Raw genomic sequence first — 19,898 nt, 5'->3', positions numbered from 1 at the left:
GCCCGCCGCTAGCCCGCTTTTTGCTGCTTCCTTGCTGTTTTTGCGCACCATCACCGCATGTCCTCGACAGCCACTTCGTCTCCGTCTTCGTTTCCGCTTGTGCTGATGCAGCCGCTGCTGCTCGCGCTCAACCATCTGCTACGCCAGGAGCCCTGGGCGCAGGAGACGCTGCGGCCGTTCGCGGGCCGCGTCGCACGCTTTGATCTGGCGCCCATGTCGATGTCGTTGCAGGTGGACGCGGCCGGCTTGGTGACGGCCCCCCAGCCTGACGTTGAACCAGCCGTGACTGTTGTCGTGCCGCTCGCGGCTGCAGCAGGCGACTACGCCACGGGCGGGCAGGCCGCCGTGCTCAAGCACGTGCGCATCGAGGGCGAGGCCGAGTTCGCCAACGTGCTGTCGACGTTGCTACGCAATCTGCGCTGGGATGCGGCGGAAGATCTGTCGCGCGTGTTTGGTGATGTGATCGCGCAGCGTATGGTGAGCGGCGCGCAGGCCGCCCGCACCGAGGCCACGTGCGTCAGCCGTTCGCTGGCGGAATCGGTGGCGTCGTACCTGACCGATGAGCAACCGACGCTCGTGCGTCATGCGCGCCTCGCCCAGTTCGCCGCCGATGTGGCGGCACTACGTGATGCCGAGGCGCGTCTGGCCAAGCGGCTGGAGCGGCTCGAAAAATTTCCACGACCGGCCACCCAGGCCGTACGCCAGGGTGAATCGGCATGACGCGCCTCTTCCGGCTGGGCAAGATCGTTTTCGTAATCCTCTATTACGGGCTGGATCAGCTCGCGTTGTCGGGCTTCAAGAGCCGCCGCATTCGCGCGCTCGTCTGGCTGCTGACGCTGGGTCGCAAGCCCAAGCTCCCGCGCGGCGAGCGCCTGCGCCTGGCGCTCGAGCAGCTCGGGCCGATCTTCGTGAAGTTCGGGCAGGTGCTGTCGACGCGGCGAGATCTGCTCCCCCCCGATGTGGCCGACGAACTGGCCAAGCTGCAGGATCGCGTGCCGCCGTTTGACCCGAAGGTGGCTGCGGCCATCGTGGAGAAATCGCTCGGCAAGCCGCTGTCGGCGCTGTTCCATCGTTTCGATCATCATCCGGTGGCGAGTGCGTCGATTGCGCAGGTGCATTTCGCCACGCTGCGCGGCGGCCCGGACGACGGCCGCGAAGTGGCAGTCAAGGTCCTGCGTCCGGGCATGCTGCCCGTGATCGACAGCGACCTCGCGCTCATGCGAGACCTCGCCACCTGGATGGAAAAGCTGTGGGCCGACGCCAAGCGGCTGAAACCGCGCGAGGTGGTCGCCGAGTTTGACAAGTACCTGCACGACGAGCTTGACCTGATGCGCGAGGCGGCCAACGCTAGCCAGTTGCGCCGCAATTTTGCCAAGTCCGACCTGCTGCTGGTGCCCGAGGTTTTCTGGGATTGGTGCACGTCTGAGGTGTTCGTGATGGAGCGCATGCACGGCATGCGGATCTCGCACACCGAAGAGCTGCGCGCCGCCGGCGTCGACATGCACAAGCTCGCGCGCGACGGCGTGGAGATTTTCTTCACGCAGGTCTTCCGCGACGGGTTTTTCCATGCCGACATGCACCCCGGCAACATCCTCGTGAGCGTGGCACCCGAGACGCTGGGCCGCTATATTGCGCTGGATTTCGGCATCGTCGGGGCGCTCTCGGAGTTCGACAAGAACTACCTCGCGCAGAATTTCCTGGCGTTCTTCCAGCGCGACTACCACCGCGTGGCGGTGCTGCACATCGAGTCCGGCTGGGCGCCGGAAGCGACGCGCGTGGAAGAGCTGGAAGGCGCCATCCGCGCGTGCTGCGAGCCGTATTTTGATCGGCCGCTGGGTGAAATTTCGCTGGGCCTGGTGCTGATGCGGCTGTTCCAGACCTCGCGCCGCTTCAACGTGGAAGTGCAGCCGCAGCTTGTGCTGCTGCAGAAGACGCTGCTGAACGTGGAGGGCCTTGGCCGCCAGCTCGATCCGGATCTGGACCTGTGGAAGACGGCCAAGCCGTTCCTCGAACGCTGGATGCACGAGCAGATCGGCTGGCGCGGTTTTGTGGAGCGCCTGAAGGTCGAGGCGCCCCAGTGGGCCAACAAGTTGCCGGACTTCCCGCGCCTGGTGTACCAGATTCTGGATCGCCGCTCCCGCGAGGACGGCAATGCGCAGACCGCTGCGCTCACCGCGCTGCTTGCCGAGCAAAAGCGCACGAACCGGCTGTTGTCCGCCGCGCTGCTGTTCGTCGGTGGCTTCGCGGTCGGCATCGTCGCCACGCATGTGCTGGCCTGGATGTCCCGTTACTGATCCGTCTTCACTTTCTCAGCGCCATGGCCCAGCCGCCTGTCTTCCAATCCCGTGACGCCGCCGATCCCGCCTTCTGGGACGAGCGGTTCAGCCGCGAGCACACCCCCTGGGATGCCGCCGGTGTACCCCGCGCGTTCCGGCAATTCTGTGAAGCGCAGCCTGCGCCGCTTTCCACGCTGATTCCCGGTTGCGGCAACGCCTATGAGGCCGGCTGGCTGGCGGACCGCGGTTGGCCGGTTACGGCCATCGACTTTGCGCCAAGTGCCGTGGCATCGGCCAAGACCCTGCTGGGCCCGCATGCCGGCGTCGTAGAGTTGGCGGATTTCTTCCGTTTCTCGCCGCCGCGTCCGGTGCAATGGATCTACGAACGCGCATTTCTGTGTGCGATGCCGCGTCGTCTGTGGCCGGACTACGCCGTACAGGTGGCGAAACTGCTCCCGCCCGGCGGGTTGCTGGCCGGCTTCTTTGCTGTGGTGGAAGGCCGAGAGGCGGCGCCCAAGGGGCCGCCGTTCGAGACCACGCAACCCGAGCTGGATGGGCTGCTGTCGCCCGCGTTCGAGCGCATCAGCGATATGCCCATCGCCGAAGCCGATTCGATTCCGGTGTTCGCCGGGCGCGAGCGCTGGCAAGTCTGGCGCCGTCGCGCCGATTGATCCGTTTTCCCGGCCACTGTTGGTGCAAAGCAACATGGGCCGTGGTCAACAAAAAGCCTGCCGTCGCCCGTTGCGGGCCGTCGCCCAAAAATCTGGCAAACGGGGCGGCCTTCGTGGTCGCACCGATGCCCCGGCGCGCGGTCCCATCGCTATAATCCGGCCACTTTGCCCGGCGCCCCTGGGCCCAAAACCGGGCTGCCATGGGGTTTTCCAGCTTCTATCCGCGCTGCCATGCTGATCTGGTTTGTCATTGTTTACTGGGTGATTTCGGTCGGGATCGGCCTGTGGGCTGCACTGCGGGTGCGCAGTACCGCCGATTTCGCCGTGGCTGGACGCAGCCTTCCGTTCTATGTCGTGACCGCCACGGTGTTCGCCACTTGGTTCGGCTCCGAGGCGGTGCTCGGGATTCCTGCAGAATTTCTCAAGGATGGCCTGCACGGTGTGGTGGCCGACCCGTTCGGTTCGTCGCTGTGCCTGATCTTGGTGGGTCTGTTCTTCGCCAAGCCGCTGTACAGGATGAACCTGCTCACCATTGGGGACTTCTATCGCAACCGTTTTGGCCGCGCAGCCGAGACGCTGACCACCCTGTGCATCGTCGTGTCGTACCTGGGCTGGGTGGCGGCGCAGATCAAGGCGCTGGGCCTGGTGTTCTACACCGTGTCTGACGGCGCGGTTTCGCAAGACCTCGGGATGATGATCGGCGCGGGCAGCGTGCTCGTCTACACGCTGTTCGGCGGCATGTGGTCGGTGGCGGTGACGGACTTCATCCAGATGATCATCATCGTGATCGGCATGTTGTACATCGGCTGGGAGGTGTCGGGCCAGGCCGGTGGCGTGGGCACGGTGGTGGCGCACGCGGCGGCTTCGGGCAAGTTCTCGTTCTGGCCGGCGTTCAACCCGATCGAGGTGATCGGCTTTGTGACAGCGTGGATCACCATGATGCTCGGCTCGATCCCGCAGCAGGACGTGTTCCAGCGGGTAACGTCATCGCGCACCGAGCGCATTGCCGGTACGGCTTCGGTGCTGGGCGGCGTGTTGTACTTCATGTTTGCGTTCGTCCCGATGTTTCTGGCGTATTCCGCCACGCTTATCGACCCGGAGATGGTCGCGAAGTACATCGATACCGATTCGCAGATGATTTTGCCGAACCTCGTGCTGCAGCATGCGCCGATCTTCGCGCAGGTCATGTTCTTTGGCGCGCTGCTGTCGGCCATCAAGAGCTGCGCGAGCGCGACACTGCTGGCCCCGTCCGTAACGTTTGCCGAAAACGTGCTGCGCCCGCTGTTGCCCAACATGGACGACAAGCGCTTCCTGCGCGTGATGCAGGCGGTGGTGCTGACATTCACGGTGCTGGTGACGCTGTTCGCGCTGAACTCGCACCTATCCATCTTCCACATGGTCGAAAGTGCCTACAAGGTAACGCTGGTGGCCGCCTTCGTGCCGCTGGCCTTCGGTCTGTTCTGGAAGCGCGCGACGAAGCAGGGTGGTCTGCTGGCCATCATCCTGGGCCTCGCGGCATGGATCTGGTGCGAAGTGGTCCTGCCAGATGCGATGCTTCCGCCACAATTGGTCGGCCTCTTGGCCAGCTTCGGCGCGATGGTCCTCGGCTCGCTCGGACCGCAGTGGATCGCAAACCGCGCGCCGACTACCAAGGCGGCCACACAAGCCTGAGCGTCCCGGCGCACGCGTGCGTGGTGTGCCACTTTGTCGCGCATCGCCATCGCCCGCGCCGAATCTGCGGTCGGGAATTCCCTTAAAAGGGTTTATAATTCAAGGCTTTGCGCGCCAGCACTTGTATGGCGCGCAGCTGCCCCGATCTTGCGTGAGCCCGTGTGCATATTTCCCGCACCGTGTTCGCGGGATGCGCGGGCAATCCAATCGCTTTCTTGTCATTTGTTTGTTCCAGGGTGAGGACACCATGCCGATCTATGCTTATCGATGCGACGCCTGCGGCCACGCCAAAGATGTGCTGCAGAAGATGAGCGACGCGCCGCTGACGGATTGCCCCGCATGCGGCGCGCCGGCGTTCAAGAAGCAGCTAACCGCTGCCGGCTTCCAGCTCAAGGGTTCGGGCTGGTACGTGACGGACTTCCGCGGTGGCTCGGGCGGCGCATCGGCTGCGGCTCCGGCAACCGGTTCGGCGGCCAAGACGGAGGCCGCTGCGCCTGCGGCGGCTGCCGCGTCGTCGGACAGCGCGTCGTCCAGTGCCAGCACGCCGGCCGCGTCCGGTGGTTGCGGCACGTCGTGCGCTTGCCACTGATCGCATCGCTCACCTTTCGGTCCATCGCCCCATGAAACAGAAAACCAGCGCACTCAAGACATGGTTCCTAACCGGTCTTCTGGTGCTTGTCCCGCTTGCGATCACGCTGTGGGTGCTGTCGCTCATCATCGGCACGATGGACCAGAGCCTGGCGCTGCTGCCGTCGGCATGGCAGCCAGATCAGCTGTTTGGCCGGCGCATTCCCGGCGTGGGCGCGATTCTCACGCTGGCGTTCATCCTGATCGTCGGCGTGCTGGCGCACAACTTCATCGGTCAGAAGCTGGTGCTGTGGTGGGAAGCGCTCGTGGGCCGCATTCCTGTGGTCGGCCCGATCTATTCGAGCGTGAAGCAGGTGTCGGACACACTGCTGTCGTCCAACGGCAATGCGTTCCGCAAGGCGCTGCTGGTGCAGTACCCGCGCGAAGGCTCATGGACGATCGCCTTCCTGACCGGCCGCCCCGGCGGTGATGTCGAGAATCATCTGCAGGGCGAGTACGTCAGCGTGTACGTGCCGACCACGCCCAACCCGACGTCGGGCTTCTTCCTGATGATGCCCAAGGCCGACACCATCGAGTTGGATATGACGGTGGATGCAGCGCTCAAGTACATCGTGTCGATGGGGGTGGTGGCGCCCGAAGCGCTGCCGCGCCGCATGGACCCGCCCGATGCCTCGCCAAAGACGGAGGACCGGTCGCCGGCTCAAGAGCCGCGCGACCCTTCGAATCCGACCGCGCTGCCTGCAGAGGGCGGCGCCATCGCGGCACCCTGAGCCGGCGATACGAACGAAGTCGAATCGACCCCGGCCCCCCAATCAACTTTCATGCGCGACGTTTTCTTGGCGGCGCGCTTCGCGGAAAACCACAACATGCAAATGCGTACTCAATACTGCGGTCAGGTCACCGAACAACTGCTCGGCCAGAGCGTCACGCTGTCGGGCTGGGCCCATCGTCGTCGTGACCACGGTGGCGTGATCTTCATCGATTTGCGCGACCGTGAAGGCCTGGTGCAGGTCGTGTGCGACCCGGACCGCCCGGAGATGTTCAAGGTGGCTGAAGGTGTGCGCAACGAGTTCTGCCTGCAGGTGAAGGGCGTCGTGCGTGCCCGCCCGGAAGGCACCACCAACGCCAACCTGACCAGCGGCAAGGTCGAAGTGCTGTGCCACGAGCTGACGGTGCTCAACGCTTCCGTCACGCCGCCGTTCCAGCTGGACGACGACAACCTGTCGGAAACCACGCGCCTGACGCACCGCGTGCTGGACCTGCGCCGCCCGCAGATGCAGTACAACCTGCGCCTGCGCTACAAGGTTGCGATGGAAGTGCGCAAGTACCTGGACGACAAGGGCTTCATCGACATCGAAACGCCGATGCTGACCAAGAGCACGCCGGAAGGCGCGCGCGACTACCTGGTGCCGTCGCGCGTGAACGCCGGCCAGTTCTTCGCGCTGCCGCAATCGCCGCAGCTCTTCAAGCAGATGCTGATGGTGTCGGGCTTTGACCGCTACTACCAGATCACCAAGTGCTTCCGCGATGAAGACCTGCGTGCTGACCGCCAGCCCGAATTCACCCAGATCGACTGCGAAACGTCATTCCTGACCGAGCAGGAAATCCGCGACCTCTTTGAAGAGATGATCCGCACGGTGTTCAAGAACACCATGTCGGTTGAGCTGGATGCCAAGTTCCCGGTGATGGAGTTCCGCGAGGCGATGGCCCGCTTCGGTTCGGACAAGCCGGACCTGCGCGTCAAGCTCGAATTTACCGAACTGACCGACGCCATGAAGGACGTCGACTTCAAGGTGTTCTCGAGCCCGGCCAACGCAGAAGGCGGCCGCGTCGTAGCACTGCGCGTGCCGGGCGGTGCTTCCCTGTCGCGCGGCGATATCGACGCATACACCAAGTTCGTCGAAATCTACGGCGCCAAGGGCCTGGCCTGGATCAAGGTCAACGAAGTGGCCAAGGGCCGTGACGGCCTGCAATCGCCGATCGTGAAGAACCTGCACGACGCGGCCATCGCCGAGATCCTCAAGCGCAGCGGCGCACAAGATGGCGACATCCTGTTCTTCGGCGCTGACCGCGCGAAGGTGGTCAACGACGCGATGGGTGCGCTGCGCCTGAAGGTCGGTCATTCGGACTTCGCCAAGAGCAACGGGCTGTTCGAAGACGCCTGGAAACCGCTGTGGGTGATCGACTTCCCGATGTTCGAGTACGACGAGGAAGACGCGCGCTGGGTGGCCATGCACCACCCGTTCACGAGCCCGAAGGACGAACACCTGGAATACCTGGAAACTGATCCGGGCAAGTGCATCGCCAAGGCTTACGACATGGTGCTCAACGGCTGGGAAATCGGCGGTGGCTCGGTGCGGATCTACCGCGAAGAAGTACAGAGCAAGGTGTTCCGCGCGCTGAAGATCAACGATGAGGAAGCGCGTGCCAAGTTCGGCTTCCTGCTCGACGCACTGCAGTACGGTGCGCCTCCGCACGGCGGTATCGCGTTCGGTCTGGACCGCGTTGTCACGATGATGGCCGGTGCGGATTCGATCCGCGACGTGATCGCCTTCCCGAAGACGCAGCGTGCGCAGGATCTGCTCACGCAGGCACCGAGCCCGGTCGACGAGAAGCAATTGCGCGAGCTGCACATCCGCTTGCGTGCTGCCGAGGCCAAAGTGGCCGCGCCGACGGCTGCAACGACTGCCTAAGCGCCCGCGCTGACGCTTCACAAAGAACCGCGCCGCCTGACAAGGGCGGCGCGGTTTGTTTTTGGGCGGCCGCCGGGCAATGTGCAGCAATCGGGAACATTGCGTGCTAAACCGACTCTTTCGTTTCTGTCACGTTGGGTGACAACGAAGGAGGAGTGTTTAGATGGACTACATCGACTTTGTGCGCACATGGATCGCCGCACATGCCGAGTTCTTGTTGACTTGGTTGATCGCCGCGCTGGTGGTGATGACGCTGGCGTGGTTCGAAATTCGCCGTGCCACCCGGCGTGCCGCCCTGGCCATGACCGAGGCAGTGGCCACCACGGTTGCGGCTTGCGTGCCCGACATTGCGGCAGCGGCGCAGAGCGCACATCCACCAGTACCCGCATCGGCGTCGTCTCCGGGTTTGATCGAGGCGATGCGCGCGCTGGGTCACCTTGCCGCGGAGCGGATGCGTTGGTTGTACGCGGTCGCTAACCTGCGTTTGCCCGAGACGGCGTTGCCGCCAGCCGCACCGGGCATGCCGGTGCATCCGCTTGTCTACGACACACCGCGCGCCCTGGCCGAAGCTCATTTGGCGGCAGAACTCCGCTTTGCCGACCACGCACGTGTTTTGCAGGCCGAACGCCGCGCCCTGCAAGCGCTGGAGACCGCTGAGCGTGAGGGCACCAGCGAGCTGCATCGCATCGAGCGCGAGACCTCGGCCATCGTTGAACGCTTCGACCAAGCCAATGCGCAATCGGAGCAGACCGATGTACAGCGCTTCCTCATCCAGAAATTCAACACGCTAGGCAATCGCGAACGCGAATTGACCGCACAGCTCGCTGCGCTGCGCCAACAAATCGGCGAGCGTACAGAAGCGTTGTGGGCGCAATCGCAGCGCGCGGCCGATGACTATGCTGCGATGCTCGATCCGCTGCTTGCTGTGGCTCGCCGCGAGCTTGGTCACGAAACGGCGACGGATGAGACGGCGCTGTGGCTCGCCCGCACGCGTACTGGCCAAGGGCCGCTGCGGGCTGCCTGATTGTTGCCACGGCATGGCGGCACGCTGAACGTCACGGTGGCACGCTTCTGGCTGCGGTAAGCTATTGCCTTGCAGCGCGATCGCGCCGCCCATCGAAGCACGCAGCAACCGCACCCATGTCGCACAAGATTCCCGTCTCCGTTCTCGTCGTCATTCACACACTCGATTTGCACGTGTTGGTGATGGAGCGGGCAGACCATCCGGGCTTCTGGCAATCCGTGACGGGCAGTTGCGATGCGCTCGACGAGCCCCTGGCCGACACGGCCCGCCGCGAAGCGCTCGAAGAAACCGGCATCGACGCGGCCCAGCATCATCTGATCGACTGGGGCCACCACATCGAATACGAGATCTACCCCCACTGGCGGCACCGCTACGCGCCGGGCGTTACGCGCAACACCGAGCATTGGTTTGGCTTGCTGGTGAGCGGCAAGGTGCCGGTGCGGATGTCACCGCGCGAGCATGTGCAGGCCGAATGGCTGCCGTACCAAGAGGCTGCCGCGCGGTGCTTCTCGCGCAGCAACGCCGAGGCTATTTTGCAGTTGCCCGAACGCCTTGCTGCCTATCATGCGCGTCAGGCCGCGCTGACAAAGGACCAAGCCTGACATGCTGCGTTTGCGCGTCGCCACCTACAACATCCACAAGGGCGTGACGGGCATTGCGCGGCGCGTGCGCGTGCATGACGTGCGGCAGGGCCTGCATACCATGGACGCCGACATCGTCTTCCTGCAGGAAGTGCAGGACCGCAACGACCGCCTCGTCGCCGCCGAGTTGTTCGACCCGAACTACACGCAACTGCGCTACCTCGCGACCGACGTCTATCCGCACACGGTCTATGGCCGCAACGCCGTGTACGAGCACGGGCATCACGGCAATGCCATCCTGTCGCGCTATCCGATTCTGCTGTCGGAAAACCTCGATATCTCCGACCACCGTTTCGAGCAGCGCGGCCTGCTGCACGCCGTGACCGATCTCGGCTTTGGCGAGGTGCATCTGCTGTGCGCGCACTTCGGCCTGTTTGCACGCAGCCGGCAGCGGCAGGCGGAGGCGCTGCTTGATCGCGTGCGTTCAGTCGTGCCGCCGGATGCACCGCTCGTGGTAGCGGGTGATTTCAATGATTGGAGCAACCGGCTCGATCGCATGATCTGCCAGGCGCTGGGGGCGACCGAAGTGGCCGACAAGGCCGCCGACGCGCGCCCCGTGCGCACCTTCCCAAGCCACATGCCGTGGCTTCGGCTGGACCGCATCTACGTGCGCGGTTTCGAGATCGAACGTGCGCATGCGCTGACCGGCCGCGAATGGGCGCAGCGCTCCGATCACGTGCCCCTGCTGGCGGAACTGGCCCATCCATGAGGGTGGTGCGCGATGCGGGCCCGCTGCGCTCCGAGTGGCGGCGGGGCAAGCCCCTGCCGGGCAACGACGTCGATTTGCTGTGCGGCGGCGCCGAGTTCTTCCCGGCCTTGATCGAGGCCATCGATGCTGCGCAACGCCGTGTGGCGCTTGAAACCTACATCTACACCGATGACGCCACCGCCCACAGCGTGACTGAAGCGCTCGCCCGCGCGGCACGCCGTGGCGTGGATGTCCACCTGACCATCGACGGCTTCGGCACCGGCCTGCTGCCCGCCGCCGCGATGCTCGAGGCGGCGGGCGTGATCTTGCGCATCTATCGTCCGGTGCGCGGTTTTCGCCTGCAACGCCGCTACTTGCGCCGGCTGCATCGGAAGATCGTTGTCATCGATGACGACGTGGCGTTCGTGGGCGGCATCAATATCATTGACGACCTAAACCACGCGCCATTTCACGATGCTGCGCTGGGACCGCGTTACGACTTTGTCGTGCGGGTACGCGGGCCGCTGGTCGCGCAGATTGCGCTGACCGTCGACCGGCTCTGGTGGCAGATGGGCGTGCGCGCAGGCATGCGGGAAGTGGGCGTCACGGGCGTCGCCGCCGACTTTCCGGTGATGACCGATACGCCGCGACCACGGCATCGCGGCGCGTCCGGACGAGAAAGCGAGCGCGCACCGGGCACCGTGTTGGCTTCGCTGGTGCTGCGTGACAACGTCCGCAACCGGCGCGCGATCGAACGAGAATATCTGCGCGCGCTGGGGGCGGCGCGGCACGAGGTGATCATCGCCAACGCGTACTTCTTGCCGGGCGTGCGTTTCATGCGCGCGCTGGCGGCATGCCGCCAGCGCGGTGTGCGCGTTCGCCTGTTGCTGCAGGGACAGGTCGAATACCGGTTGCAGCACTACGCGACGCGTTCGCTGTATCACATGCTGCTGCGGGACAACGTCGAGATCCACGAATACACGGCCAGCTTCCTGCACGCCAAGGTGGCCGTGGTGGACGACCGCTGGGCTACCGTCGGCTCCAGCAACATCGACCCGTTCAGCCTGTTGCTGGCACGCGAAGCCAACGTCGTTGCGTGGGATGCGATCGTGGCCAACGAACTGCGTGCTGCCCTCGAAGACGCCATCGCCCATCACGCACGCCGCATCATGGCTGATGAGCACGCCGCGCGCCGCTGGTGGTGGCGCCTGGCAGATTGGTGCGCCTACCGGCTCGTGCGCCTTGGCGTCGTCATCAGCGGGCGCGCAGCACAGTATTAGTGGTGCAGACACCGATAAAACACAACAAGACGGAGGAGACATGCAAGTCATCACAGCCGATGAAGCGGCGCGGTTGGTACAGCCGGAGTGGACGGTTGCGTGCGCAGGGTTTGTCGGCGCGGGTCATGCAGAGGCCGTCACGCATGCGCTCGAACGCCGCTTTCTGGCCACCGGCGAGCCGCGTAATCTCACGCTGGTCTATTCCGCCGGCCAGGGCGATCGCGCCACGCGCGGCGTCAACCACTTCGGCAACCCCGGGATGACGCGCTGTGTGGTCGGCGGGCATTGGCGCTCGGCCACGCGACTGGCGGACTTGGCGCTTGCCGAGCAGTGCGATGCTTTCAACCTGCCGCAGGGCGTGCTCACGCATCTGTACCGCGCCATCGCGGGCGGCAAGCCCGGCGTGCTGACCAAGATGGGCCTGCACACCTTCGTCGACCCACGCACTGAGCTTGACGCGCGTTACCACGGCGGTGCCATCAACGCCCGCGCCAAGGCGGCACGGGCTGCAGGCACGGCCTCGTGGGTCGAGTACGAACGCTTTCGCGGCGAAGACTATCTCTTCTACCCCAGCTTTCCGCTGCACTGTGTCTTCCTGCGCGGCACGGCTGCCGACCCGCGCGGCAACATCAGCACGCACGAAGAAGCATTTCACCACGAACTGCTGGCCATGGCGCAGGCCGCGCGCAACTCGGGTGGCATCGTCATCGCGCAAGTGCGTCGGCTCGTCGATCGGCATGACAACCTGCAGGCGATCCACGTGCCGGGCATCCTCGTCGATTACGTAGTCGTGGCTGACGATGAAACCGAACACCAGATGACCTTCGGGGAGGCGTTCAACCCGACCTATATCCGCCCCTGGCAAGGCGAAGCGATCCAGCTCAAGGAGGACGCCATCGAAGCGAGCGAGGCGCTGGAGACCAGCCAGCACGGCGCGCTCGATGCGCGCACGCTGGTGCAGCGCCGTGCCGTGCTGGAACTGATGGCACAGCAGCCGCGCGTTGTGAACCTGGGCGTGGGCATGCCCGCAGCTGTCGGCGCCCTGGCAGAACAGGAGGGTGCGCGTGGCTTTACGCTCACCGTGGAGGCCGGCCCCATCGGCGGCACGCCGGCAGATGGCCTCAGCTTCGGCGCCTCGGCCTATCCTGAAGCCGTGGTGGACCAGCCAGCGCAGTTCGACTTCTACGAAGGTGGCGGCATCGATCTCGCCATCCTCGGCCTGGCAGAACTGGACGGCGCCGGCAACGTCAACGTCAGCCTGTTTGGCGAGGGCGGCGACACCGTCGTCGCGGGCGTCGGCGGCTTCATCAACATCACGCAGAGCGCACGCTCGGTCGTGTTCATGGGCACGCTCACCGCTGGCGGCCTCCAGGTCGAGGCCGAAGACGGCAAGCTGCGCATCGTGCGCGAAGGACGGCTCAAGAAGATCGTGCCAGCCGTGTCCCACCTGACCTTCAACGGTGAGTATGCGGCGCGATCGGGCATTCCCGTGCGCTACGTGACCGAGCGCGCTGTCTTCGAAATGCGTGACGATGGCCACGGCGGCCGGCGCCTCACGCTGACCGAAATCGCTCCCGGCATCGACCTGCAGCGTGACGTGTTAGACCAGTGTGCGGCAGAGGTTGCCGTGGCAGCCGAGCTGCGCGAAATGGACGCCCGCATCTTCCGCCGTGGCGCCATGTGCACGGGCATCAAGCCGATCTGATTTTTAGGCTGTTTATTTACTGATGGGTAGCACTAGAAAATCCGTCAGATATGCTGCGCCGCACGCGTTTTATGGGTGCGGTGCACACCCTGCAAAGCCTTTCATCTAAAGGATTTGCGGGATTCACGCTGCACCGCGGAAGGTGGCGATTCCGGGTCGCCATTTAGATGCCGCTTTCTAATAAAACACTTGCCGCTCAAAGGGCCCCTGTAAATAATTGAACGACCGTTCGATTTTGGGCTAGAGTGTTCGCGCAGGCTGGTTTACAGTCCTGCCCGGCACGCGAAAGGCGCCCTGCAAGAAGCCAATTTTCTCGCGTGTTACGCCCCAGAAAAGAACGGAGAGAAATCATCATGCGTCACCCGACCGCTCGTCTCGAATCGAATCACGCAGCAGCCACGCCGATGCGCAAGGGCGAGTTGACGCGTGCAGCGATTCTCGATGCCGCGCTGGAATTGGCTTCGCGCGACGGACTGGAAGGATTGACGATCGGTGTGCTCGCGGAGCGCATGCAGATGAGCAAGAGCGGGGTGTTCGCGCACTTCGGCTCGCGTGAGGATCTGCAGGTGGAAGTAGTTCGCGAGTATCACAAACGGTTCGAGCAGGAAGTCTTCTACCCGAGCTTGACGGAACCGCGCGGTCTGCCGCGCCTGTGGAGCATGGTGCGACGCTGGATGGAGCGTCGCATTCAGGAAGTGACCACAGGCTGCATCTACATCAGCGGCGCGGTGGAGTACGACGATCGTGCCGAAAGCCCGGTGCGCGACGAACTCGTCAAGAGCGTGACGATCTGGCGTGCAGCATTGGCTCGCGCCATTGCACAGGCAAAGGAAGAAGGCCACCTGCGTGCAGAAGCGGACCCGCAATTGATGCTCTTCGAGATGTACAGCCTGGAGCTGGGTCTGCATCACGATGCGCGTTTCCTGCGGTTGCCGAACAGTGCCGAGCTGGCCATGGTGGCGCTTAACAAACTCATTCAGTCTTACCGAACCTGACGCGGCATCGCACACCTAGCGGTCGCGCAGTACACACCAAGGAGTTGCAAGATGGGTCAATACACCGCACCGCTGCGTGACATGCAGTTTGTTCTCCACGAGCTTCTCGGCGTGGAGGACCACCTGAAGCAAATGCCGCAGCACGCGGAGATCGATGCAGACACCATCAATCAGGTGATCGAGGAAGCGGGCAAGTTCTGCTCCGAAGTCATCTTCCCGCTCAACCAGTCCGGCGATCGCGAAGGCTGCACCTACCACGGCGACGGCGTGGTGACGGCTCCCAAGGGTTTCAAGGAAGCGTATCAACAGTACGTTGAGGCTGGCTGGCCCTCGCTGGGCTGCGATCCCGAGTACGGTGGCCAGGGTCTGCCCATCCTGATCAACAACGCGCTGTACGAGATGCTGAACTCGGCTAACCAGGCGTGGACAATGTATCCGGGGCTGTCGCACGGCGCGTACGAAGCCCTGCACGCGCACGGTACCGACGAACTCAAACAGCGCTACCTGCCCAAGCTGGTGTCGGGCGTGTGGACCGGCACGATGTGCCTGACCGAGCCACATTGCGGCACCGACCTCGGCATCCTGCGCACCAAGGCCGAGCCGCTGGCCGATGGCTCGTATGCCATCACCGGCACGAAGATCTTCATCTCGGCGGGCGAGCACGACCTGGCCGAAAACATCATCCACCTGGTGCTGGCACGCCTGCCGGATGCGCCCGGCGGCACGAAGGGCATCTCGCTGTTCGTGGTGCCGAAGTTCATTCCCGATGCCAACGGCAACCCAGGCGAGCGCAACGGCGTGAAGTGCGGCTCCATCGAACACAAGATGGGCATCCACGGCAACGCCACCTGTGTGATCAATCTGGACGGCGCACGCGGTTGGATGGTCGGCGAGCCGAACAAGGGCCTGAACGCCATGTTCGTGATGATGAACGCCGCCCGTCTGGGCGTCGGCATGCAGAGCCTGGGCCTGACCGAAGTTGCATATCAGAACTCGGCCGCTTACGCCAAGGAACGCCTGCAGATGCGCAGCCTGTCGGGCCCGAAGGCACCGGACAAGCCGGCCGACCCGATCATCGTGCACCCGGACGTGCGCCGCATGTTGCTGACGCAGCGTGCCTTCGCCGAAGGCGGCCGCGCATTCAGCTACTGGATCGCCCTGCAGATCGACCGCGAGTTGTCGCACGAAGACGAGTCCGTACGCAAGGATGCGGCTGATCTGGTCGCGCTGCTGACGCCGATCGCCAAGGCTTTCCTGAGCGACAACGCATTCATCTCCACCAACGAAGGCATGCAGGTCTTCGGCGGTCACGGCTACATCGCCGAGTGGGGCATGGAGCAGTACGTGCGCGATGCCCGCATCAACATGATCTACGAAGGCACGAACACCGTGCAGTCGCTGGACCTGCTGGGCCGCAAGATCCTGGGTGACATGGGCGCCAAGATGAAGAAGTTCGGCAAGCTGGTCCAGGACTTTGTGGAAGCCGAAGGCACCAACGAAGCCATGCAGGAGTTCATCAACCCGCTGGCCGACATTGGTGACAAGGTCCAGAAGCTGACCATGGAAATCGGCATGAAGGCCATGGCCAACCCGGACGAAGTCGGTGCTGCCGCTGTGCCGTACCTGCGTGTGGTCGGCCACTTGGTGTTCTCGTACTTCTGGGCCCGCATGGCCAAGATCGCTCTGGAAAAGCAAGACAGCGGCGACACCTTCTACAAGGTCAAGCTGGCAACGGCGCGCTTCTACTTCGCCAAGCTGCTGCCCGAAACGGCTTCGCAGATCCGCATGGCACGTGCCGGCGGCGCGACGCTGATGGCACTCGAAGCGGATCTGTTCTAAACAGCCGCATTCTCTTGGGGCGACGTGTGTAAGCGTCGCCCCCTCGTCTCTTCCTCTCTCCCCGCGAGGACATCATGACCCGCACTGAACTCTCCACCAGCGCGCAGCCGCAGGCCGGCCAGCGCTCCAACTTCCTCGTCCGGCGTGTTGCTGTGCTGGGCGCCGGCGTGATGGGCGCGCAGATTGCCGCGCACCTGGTCAACGCCAAGGTTCCTGTCACGCTGTTCGATCTTCCGGCCAAGGAAGGCCCGAAGAACGGCATCGTGCTCAAAGCCATTGAAAACCTGAAGAAGCTGTCGCCGGCGCCGCTGGGCATCAAGGACGACGCCAATCTGATTCAGGCTGCCAACTACGAAGACGATATCGAGAAGCTGCGCGACTGCGACCTCGTCATCGAGGCAATCGCCGAGCGCATGGACTGGAAGCACGATCTGTACAAGAAAGTCGCGCCGCACATTGCTCCGCATGCGATCTTTGCGTCGAACACCTCGGGACTGTCGATTACCGAACTGTCGGACGGCTTTGATGCCGAGCTGAAGTCGCGCTTCTGCGGCGTGCACTTCTTCAACCCGCCGCGCTACATGCATCTGGTCGAGTTGATCCCGACCGCACACACGCGCGGCGACATCCTCGATAAGCTGGAAACGTTCCTGACCTCCGCGCTCGGCAAGGGCGTGGTGCGTGCGAAGGACTCGCCCAACTTCATCGCCAACCGCGTCGGCATCTTCTCGATCCTGGCGGTGTTTGCTGAATCGGCCAAGTACGGCATTCCGTTTGATGTGGTGGATGACCTGACGGGCTCGAAGCTGGGCCGCGCCAAGTCGGCAACGTTCCGCACGGCCGACGTGGTGGGTCTGGACACCATGGCGCACGTCATCAAGACGATGCAGGACAACCTGAAGGACGATCCGTTCGCTCCGGTCTACGCCACGCCGCCCGTGCTGGCCAAGCTGGTGGAAGCGGGTGCCCTGGGCCAGAAGGCAGGCGCCGGTTTCTACAAGAAGGAAGGCAAGGAAATCAAGGTGCTGGACCCGCAAAGCGGCCAGTACGGGCCGAGCGGCAAGAAGGCCGACGACATCGTCGTGCGCATCCTGAAGAAGGAGCCCGCCGAGCGTCTGAAGCTGCTGCGCGAATCGACCAACCAGCAGGCGCAGTTTCTGTGGGCGGTCTTCCGCGACGTGTTCCACTACATCGCCGTCTATCTGGAGCAAATTGCGGATTCGGCAGCGGAAGTCGATCTCGCCATCCGCTGGGGCTTCGGCTGGAACAGCGGCCCGTTTGAAGACTGGCAAGAGGCCGGCTGGAAGCAAGTCGCCGAGTGGGTGAAGGAAGACATCGAAGCCGGCAAGGCGCTGTCGAATGCAGCGCTGCCGCAATGGGTGTTCTCCGGCCCGGTGGCGGACAACGGCGGTGTGCATTCGGCAGAGGGCTCGTGGTCGGCCAACCAGAGCACGTTCCTGTCACGTAGCACGCTGCCGGTGTACGGCCGCCAGGTGTTCCGTGCGCCGATCAAGGGTGCGACGACGGTCAACCCGCTCACGTATGGCAAGACCATCGAAGAGACCGACGCCGTACGCATCTGGGTGGACGACGCGGCAGGCCAGGACGACGTGCTGATCGTCTCGTTCAAGAGCAAGATGAACACGATCGGACCGAGCGTCATCGATGGTCTGACGCGTGCGGTTGATCTGGCCGAAGCTGGCTACAAGGGTCTGGTGGTGTGGCAACCGACGTCGCTCAAGCTGGGCGCGCCGGGTGGTCCGTTCTCCGCAGGTGCCAACCTGGAAGAAGCCATGCCGGCCTTCATGATGGGCGGCGCCAAGGGTATCGAGCCGTTCGTCAAGAAATTCCAGGACGGCATGATGCGCGTGAAGTACGCCGGCGTGCCGGTCGTGTCGGCTGCGTCGGGCATTGCGCTGGGCGGCGGCTGCGAGCTGCTGCTGCACTCGGCCAAGCGTGTGGCTGCGCTGGAAACGTATATCGGTCTGGTGGAAGTTGGTGTGGGCTTGGTTCCGGCGGGCGGTGGCCTGAAGGAAGCGGCGCTGGCCGCTGCCAAGGCTGCGCAAGCTGCGGGCAGCACCAACATCCTGCAGTTCCTGACGAACCGCTTCCAGGCGGCGGCGATGGCCAAGGTGTCGTCCTCCGCGCTGGACGCGCAGAAGATCGGCTACCTGCAGCCGACCGACACCATCGTCTTCAACGTGCACGAGTTGCTGCACGAGGCGCGCAACGAAGTGCGTGCGCTGTCCGACTCAGGCTACCGCGCACCGCTGCGTCCGGTGGGCATCCCGGTGGCGGGCCGTTCGGGTATCGCCACGATCAAGGCGTCGCTGGTGAACATGCGTGACGGTAGCTTCATCTCGCAGCACGACTTCACGATCGCCTCGCGCATCGCCGAAGCCGTGTGCGGCGGTGACGTCGAAGCCGGCGCGCTGGTGGACGAAGACTGGCTGCTGGCGCTGGAGCGCAAGGCCTTCGTGGATCTGCTCGGCAGCTCCAAGACCCAGGAACGCATCATGGGCATGTTGCAGACCGGCAAGCCCGTTCGTAACTGACCCGCGCGACGACAGAGAACAGGAGTTTCATCATGACCAAGCAACTGCAAGACGCCTACATCGTCGCCGCGACGCGTTCCCCGATCGGCAAGGCGCCCAAAGGCACGCTCAAGAACCTGCGCCCCGACGATCTGCTGGCGACCATCCTCAAGAGCGCCGTCGCCCAGGTGCCGAACCTGGACCCGGCGCTGATCGAAGACGCCATCGTTGGCTGCGCGATTCCCGAAGCGCAGCAGGGCCTGAACGTAGCGCGTATCGGCGCACTGCTGGCCGGCCTGCCGAACACGGTGGGCGGCGTGACCGTCAACCGTTTCTGCGCCTCGGGCCTGACCGCCGTGGCGATGGCTGCCGACCGCATCCGCGTGGGTGAATCCGACGTGATGATCGCCGCCGGCGTGGAATCGATGAGCATGGTGCCGATGATGGGCAACTCGCCGTCGATGTCGCCGGACATCTTCACGCGCGACGAGAATGTCGGTATCGCCTATGGCATGGGCCTGACCGCCGAAAAGGTCGCCCAGCAATGGAAGATTTCGCGCGAGGCGCAGGATGCTTTCTCGCTGGCTTCGCACCAGAAGGCACTTGCCGCGCAGCAAACCGGCGAGTTCAAGGACGAGATCACGCCGATCGAGATCATCGAGAAGTTCCCGAACCTGGGCACTGGCGCCATCGACATCAAGACGCGCACGATGTCGCTGGATGAGGGCCCGCGTGCCGATACGTCGGTTGAAGGCCTTGGCAAGCTGCGCGCCGTGTTCGCCAACAAGGGCAGCGTGACCGCCGGCAACAGCTCGCAGACCTCGGATGGTTCGGGCGCGCTGATCCTGGTGTCGGAGAAGATCCTGAAGCAGTTCAACCTGGTGCCGCTGGCGCGCTTCGTATCGTTTGCGGTGCGCGGCGTGCCGCCGGAAATCATGGGTATCGGCCCGAAGGAAGCCATTCCTGCCGCGCTGAAGGCTGGCGGTCTGACGCAGGATCAGATCGACTGGATCGAGCTGAACGAAGCGTTTGCCGCGCAGTCGCTGGCCGTGATTCAGGACCTGGGTCTGGACACCAGCAAAATCAACCCGCTGGGCGGCGCGATCGCGTTGGGCCACCCGTTGGGCGCGACCGGTGCCATCCGTGCGGCCACGGTTGTGCACGGCCTGCGTCGTCGCAACCAGAAGTACGGCATGGTGACGATGTGCGTCGGCACCGGCATGGGCGCTGCAGGCATTTTCGAACGCATGTGACCCCACGCAAGGGGGAAGGCTCAGGTAGCTTTTTAGGGCC

Annotated in this window: 16 protein-coding genes; all 16 read left to right on the top strand. The window is 64.1% G+C overall.

Features of this window, described 5'->3' with window-relative positions; genetic code table 11:
• Nucleotides 1-57: 57 nt before the first annotated feature.
• Nucleotides 58-720, top strand: coding sequence for an SCP2 sterol-binding domain-containing protein (locus DOD19_RS13015; protein WP_112185883.1), 663 nt, complete (start codon nt 58-60; stop codon nt 718-720).
• A complete protein-coding gene (gene ubiB / locus DOD19_RS13010) occupies nt 717-2,294 on the top strand; it encodes a ubiquinone biosynthesis regulatory protein kinase UbiB (protein ID WP_024976664.1) in 1,578 nt (525 codons plus the stop codon). Before DOD19_RS13015 ends, ubiB begins: the two co-directional genes overlap by 4 nt.
• A gap of 23 nt (nt 2,295-2,317) precedes the next feature.
• A complete protein-coding gene (locus DOD19_RS13005) occupies nt 2,318-2,947 on the top strand; it encodes an SAM-dependent methyltransferase (protein ID WP_112185881.1) in 630 nt (209 codons plus the stop codon).
• A gap of 231 nt (nt 2,948-3,178) precedes the next feature.
• Nucleotides 3,179-4,618, top strand: coding sequence for a sodium:solute symporter family protein (locus DOD19_RS13000; protein ID WP_024976662.1), 1,440 nt, complete (start codon nt 3,179-3,181; stop codon nt 4,616-4,618).
• Between the two features lie 247 nt (nt 4,619-4,865).
• Nucleotides 4,866-5,207 carry an FmdB family zinc ribbon protein gene (locus DOD19_RS12995; protein ID WP_112186047.1) on the top strand — a complete coding sequence of 114 codons (342 nt, stop codon included), beginning with the start codon at nt 4,866-4,868 and terminating at the stop codon, nt 5,205-5,207.
• A gap of 31 nt (nt 5,208-5,238) precedes the next feature.
• Nucleotides 5,239-5,976: a DUF502 domain-containing protein gene (locus DOD19_RS12990; RefSeq protein WP_024976660.1), complete on the top strand. Its 738-nt coding sequence runs from the start codon at nt 5,239-5,241 to the stop codon at nt 5,974-5,976.
• A 51-nt stretch (nt 5,977-6,027) separates the two neighbouring features.
• The gene (gene aspS / locus DOD19_RS12985) at nt 6,028-7,899 is read left to right on the top strand and encodes an aspartate--tRNA ligase (RefSeq protein ID WP_024976659.1); all 1,872 of its coding nucleotides are present in this window, start codon (nt 6,028-6,030) and stop codon (nt 7,897-7,899) included.
• A gap of 163 nt (nt 7,900-8,062) precedes the next feature.
• The gene (locus DOD19_RS12980; RefSeq protein WP_112185879.1) at nt 8,063-8,923 is read left to right on the top strand and encodes a hypothetical protein; all 861 of its coding nucleotides are present in this window, start codon (nt 8,063-8,065) and stop codon (nt 8,921-8,923) included.
• A gap of 116 nt (nt 8,924-9,039) precedes the next feature.
• The gene (nudB, locus tag DOD19_RS12975) at nt 9,040-9,525 is read left to right on the top strand and encodes a dihydroneopterin triphosphate diphosphatase (protein ID WP_024976657.1); all 486 of its coding nucleotides are present in this window, start codon (nt 9,040-9,042) and stop codon (nt 9,523-9,525) included.
• A gap of 1 nt (nt 9,526) precedes the next feature.
• Nucleotides 9,527-10,273, top strand: coding sequence for an endonuclease/exonuclease/phosphatase family protein (locus DOD19_RS12970; RefSeq protein ID WP_024976656.1), 747 nt, complete (start codon nt 9,527-9,529; stop codon nt 10,271-10,273).
• Entirely contained in the window at nt 10,270-11,532 is a 1,263-nt protein-coding gene (clsB, locus tag DOD19_RS12965) for a cardiolipin synthase ClsB (RefSeq protein ID WP_112185877.1), read from the top strand. Before DOD19_RS12970 ends, clsB begins: the two co-directional genes overlap by 4 nt.
• Before the next feature lie 40 nt (nt 11,533-11,572).
• Entirely contained in the window at nt 11,573-13,237 is a 1,665-nt protein-coding gene (locus DOD19_RS12960) for a CoA-transferase (protein WP_112185875.1), read from the top strand.
• A 404-nt stretch (nt 13,238-13,641) separates the two neighbouring features.
• On the top strand, nt 13,642-14,232 hold the full coding sequence (locus DOD19_RS12955; RefSeq protein WP_021196492.1) for a TetR/AcrR family transcriptional regulator: 591 nt from the start codon (nt 13,642-13,644) through the stop codon (nt 14,230-14,232).
• Between the two features lie 51 nt (nt 14,233-14,283).
• Entirely contained in the window at nt 14,284-16,071 is a 1,788-nt protein-coding gene (locus tag DOD19_RS12950; RefSeq protein ID WP_024976653.1) for an acyl-CoA dehydrogenase C-terminal domain-containing protein, read from the top strand.
• A gap of 74 nt (nt 16,072-16,145) precedes the next feature.
• Nucleotides 16,146-18,626 carry a 3-hydroxyacyl-CoA dehydrogenase/enoyl-CoA hydratase family protein gene (locus DOD19_RS12945; protein WP_112185874.1) on the top strand — a complete coding sequence of 827 codons (2,481 nt, stop codon included), beginning with the start codon at nt 16,146-16,148 and terminating at the stop codon, nt 18,624-18,626.
• A 32-nt stretch (nt 18,627-18,658) separates the two neighbouring features.
• Entirely contained in the window at nt 18,659-19,858 is a 1,200-nt protein-coding gene (locus DOD19_RS12940) for an acetyl-CoA C-acyltransferase (RefSeq protein WP_112185872.1), read from the top strand.
• Nucleotides 19,859-19,898: the final 40 nt, after the last annotated feature.

The sequence above is a fragment of the Ralstonia sp. GX3-BWBA genome (assembly GCF_003290055.1).
GTDB classification, from domain to species: domain Bacteria; phylum Pseudomonadota; class Gammaproteobacteria; order Burkholderiales; family Burkholderiaceae; genus Ralstonia; species Ralstonia holmesii.
The sequence above is the reverse complement of the archived record's forward strand: the minus strand, read 5'-3'. Positions and strand labels throughout refer to the sequence as shown.

Excerpts from the sequence above, each read along its gene's own strand:
- DOD19_RS12970 (WP_024976656.1), top strand. The coding sequence starts at position 9,527 with ATGCTGCGTTTGCGCGTCGCCACCTACAACATCCACAAGGGCGTGACG.
- DOD19_RS12940 (WP_112185872.1), top strand. The coding sequence starts at position 18,659 with ATGACCAAGCAACTGCAAGACGCCTACATCGTCGCCGCGACGCGTTCC.
- DOD19_RS12945 (WP_112185874.1), top strand. The coding sequence starts at position 16,146 with ATGACCCGCACTGAACTCTCCACCAGCGCGCAGCCGCAGGCCGGCCAG.
- aspS (WP_024976659.1), top strand. The coding sequence starts at position 6,028 with ATGCGCGACGTTTTCTTGGCGGCGCGCTTCGCGGAAAACCACAACATG.
- DOD19_RS12990 (WP_024976660.1), top strand. The coding sequence starts at position 5,239 with ATGAAACAGAAAACCAGCGCACTCAAGACATGGTTCCTAACCGGTCTT.
- DOD19_RS12955 (WP_021196492.1), top strand. The coding sequence starts at position 13,642 with ATGCGCAAGGGCGAGTTGACGCGTGCAGCGATTCTCGATGCCGCGCTG.
- DOD19_RS12995 (WP_112186047.1), top strand. The coding sequence starts at position 4,866 with ATGCCGATCTATGCTTATCGATGCGACGCCTGCGGCCACGCCAAAGAT.
- DOD19_RS13005 (WP_112185881.1), top strand. The coding sequence starts at position 2,318 with ATGGCCCAGCCGCCTGTCTTCCAATCCCGTGACGCCGCCGATCCCGCC.
- clsB (WP_112185877.1), top strand. The coding sequence starts at position 10,270 with ATGAGGGTGGTGCGCGATGCGGGCCCGCTGCGCTCCGAGTGGCGGCGG.
- DOD19_RS13015 (WP_112185883.1), top strand. The coding sequence starts at position 58 with ATGTCCTCGACAGCCACTTCGTCTCCGTCTTCGTTTCCGCTTGTGCTG.
- DOD19_RS13000 (WP_024976662.1), top strand. The coding sequence starts at position 3,179 with ATGCTGATCTGGTTTGTCATTGTTTACTGGGTGATTTCGGTCGGGATC.
- ubiB (WP_024976664.1), top strand. The coding sequence starts at position 717 with ATGACGCGCCTCTTCCGGCTGGGCAAGATCGTTTTCGTAATCCTCTAT.
- DOD19_RS12980 (WP_112185879.1), top strand. The coding sequence starts at position 8,063 with ATGGACTACATCGACTTTGTGCGCACATGGATCGCCGCACATGCCGAG.
- nudB (WP_024976657.1), top strand. The coding sequence starts at position 9,040 with ATGTCGCACAAGATTCCCGTCTCCGTTCTCGTCGTCATTCACACACTC.
- DOD19_RS12950 (WP_024976653.1), top strand. The coding sequence starts at position 14,284 with ATGGGTCAATACACCGCACCGCTGCGTGACATGCAGTTTGTTCTCCAC.
- DOD19_RS12960 (WP_112185875.1), top strand. The coding sequence starts at position 11,573 with ATGCAAGTCATCACAGCCGATGAAGCGGCGCGGTTGGTACAGCCGGAG.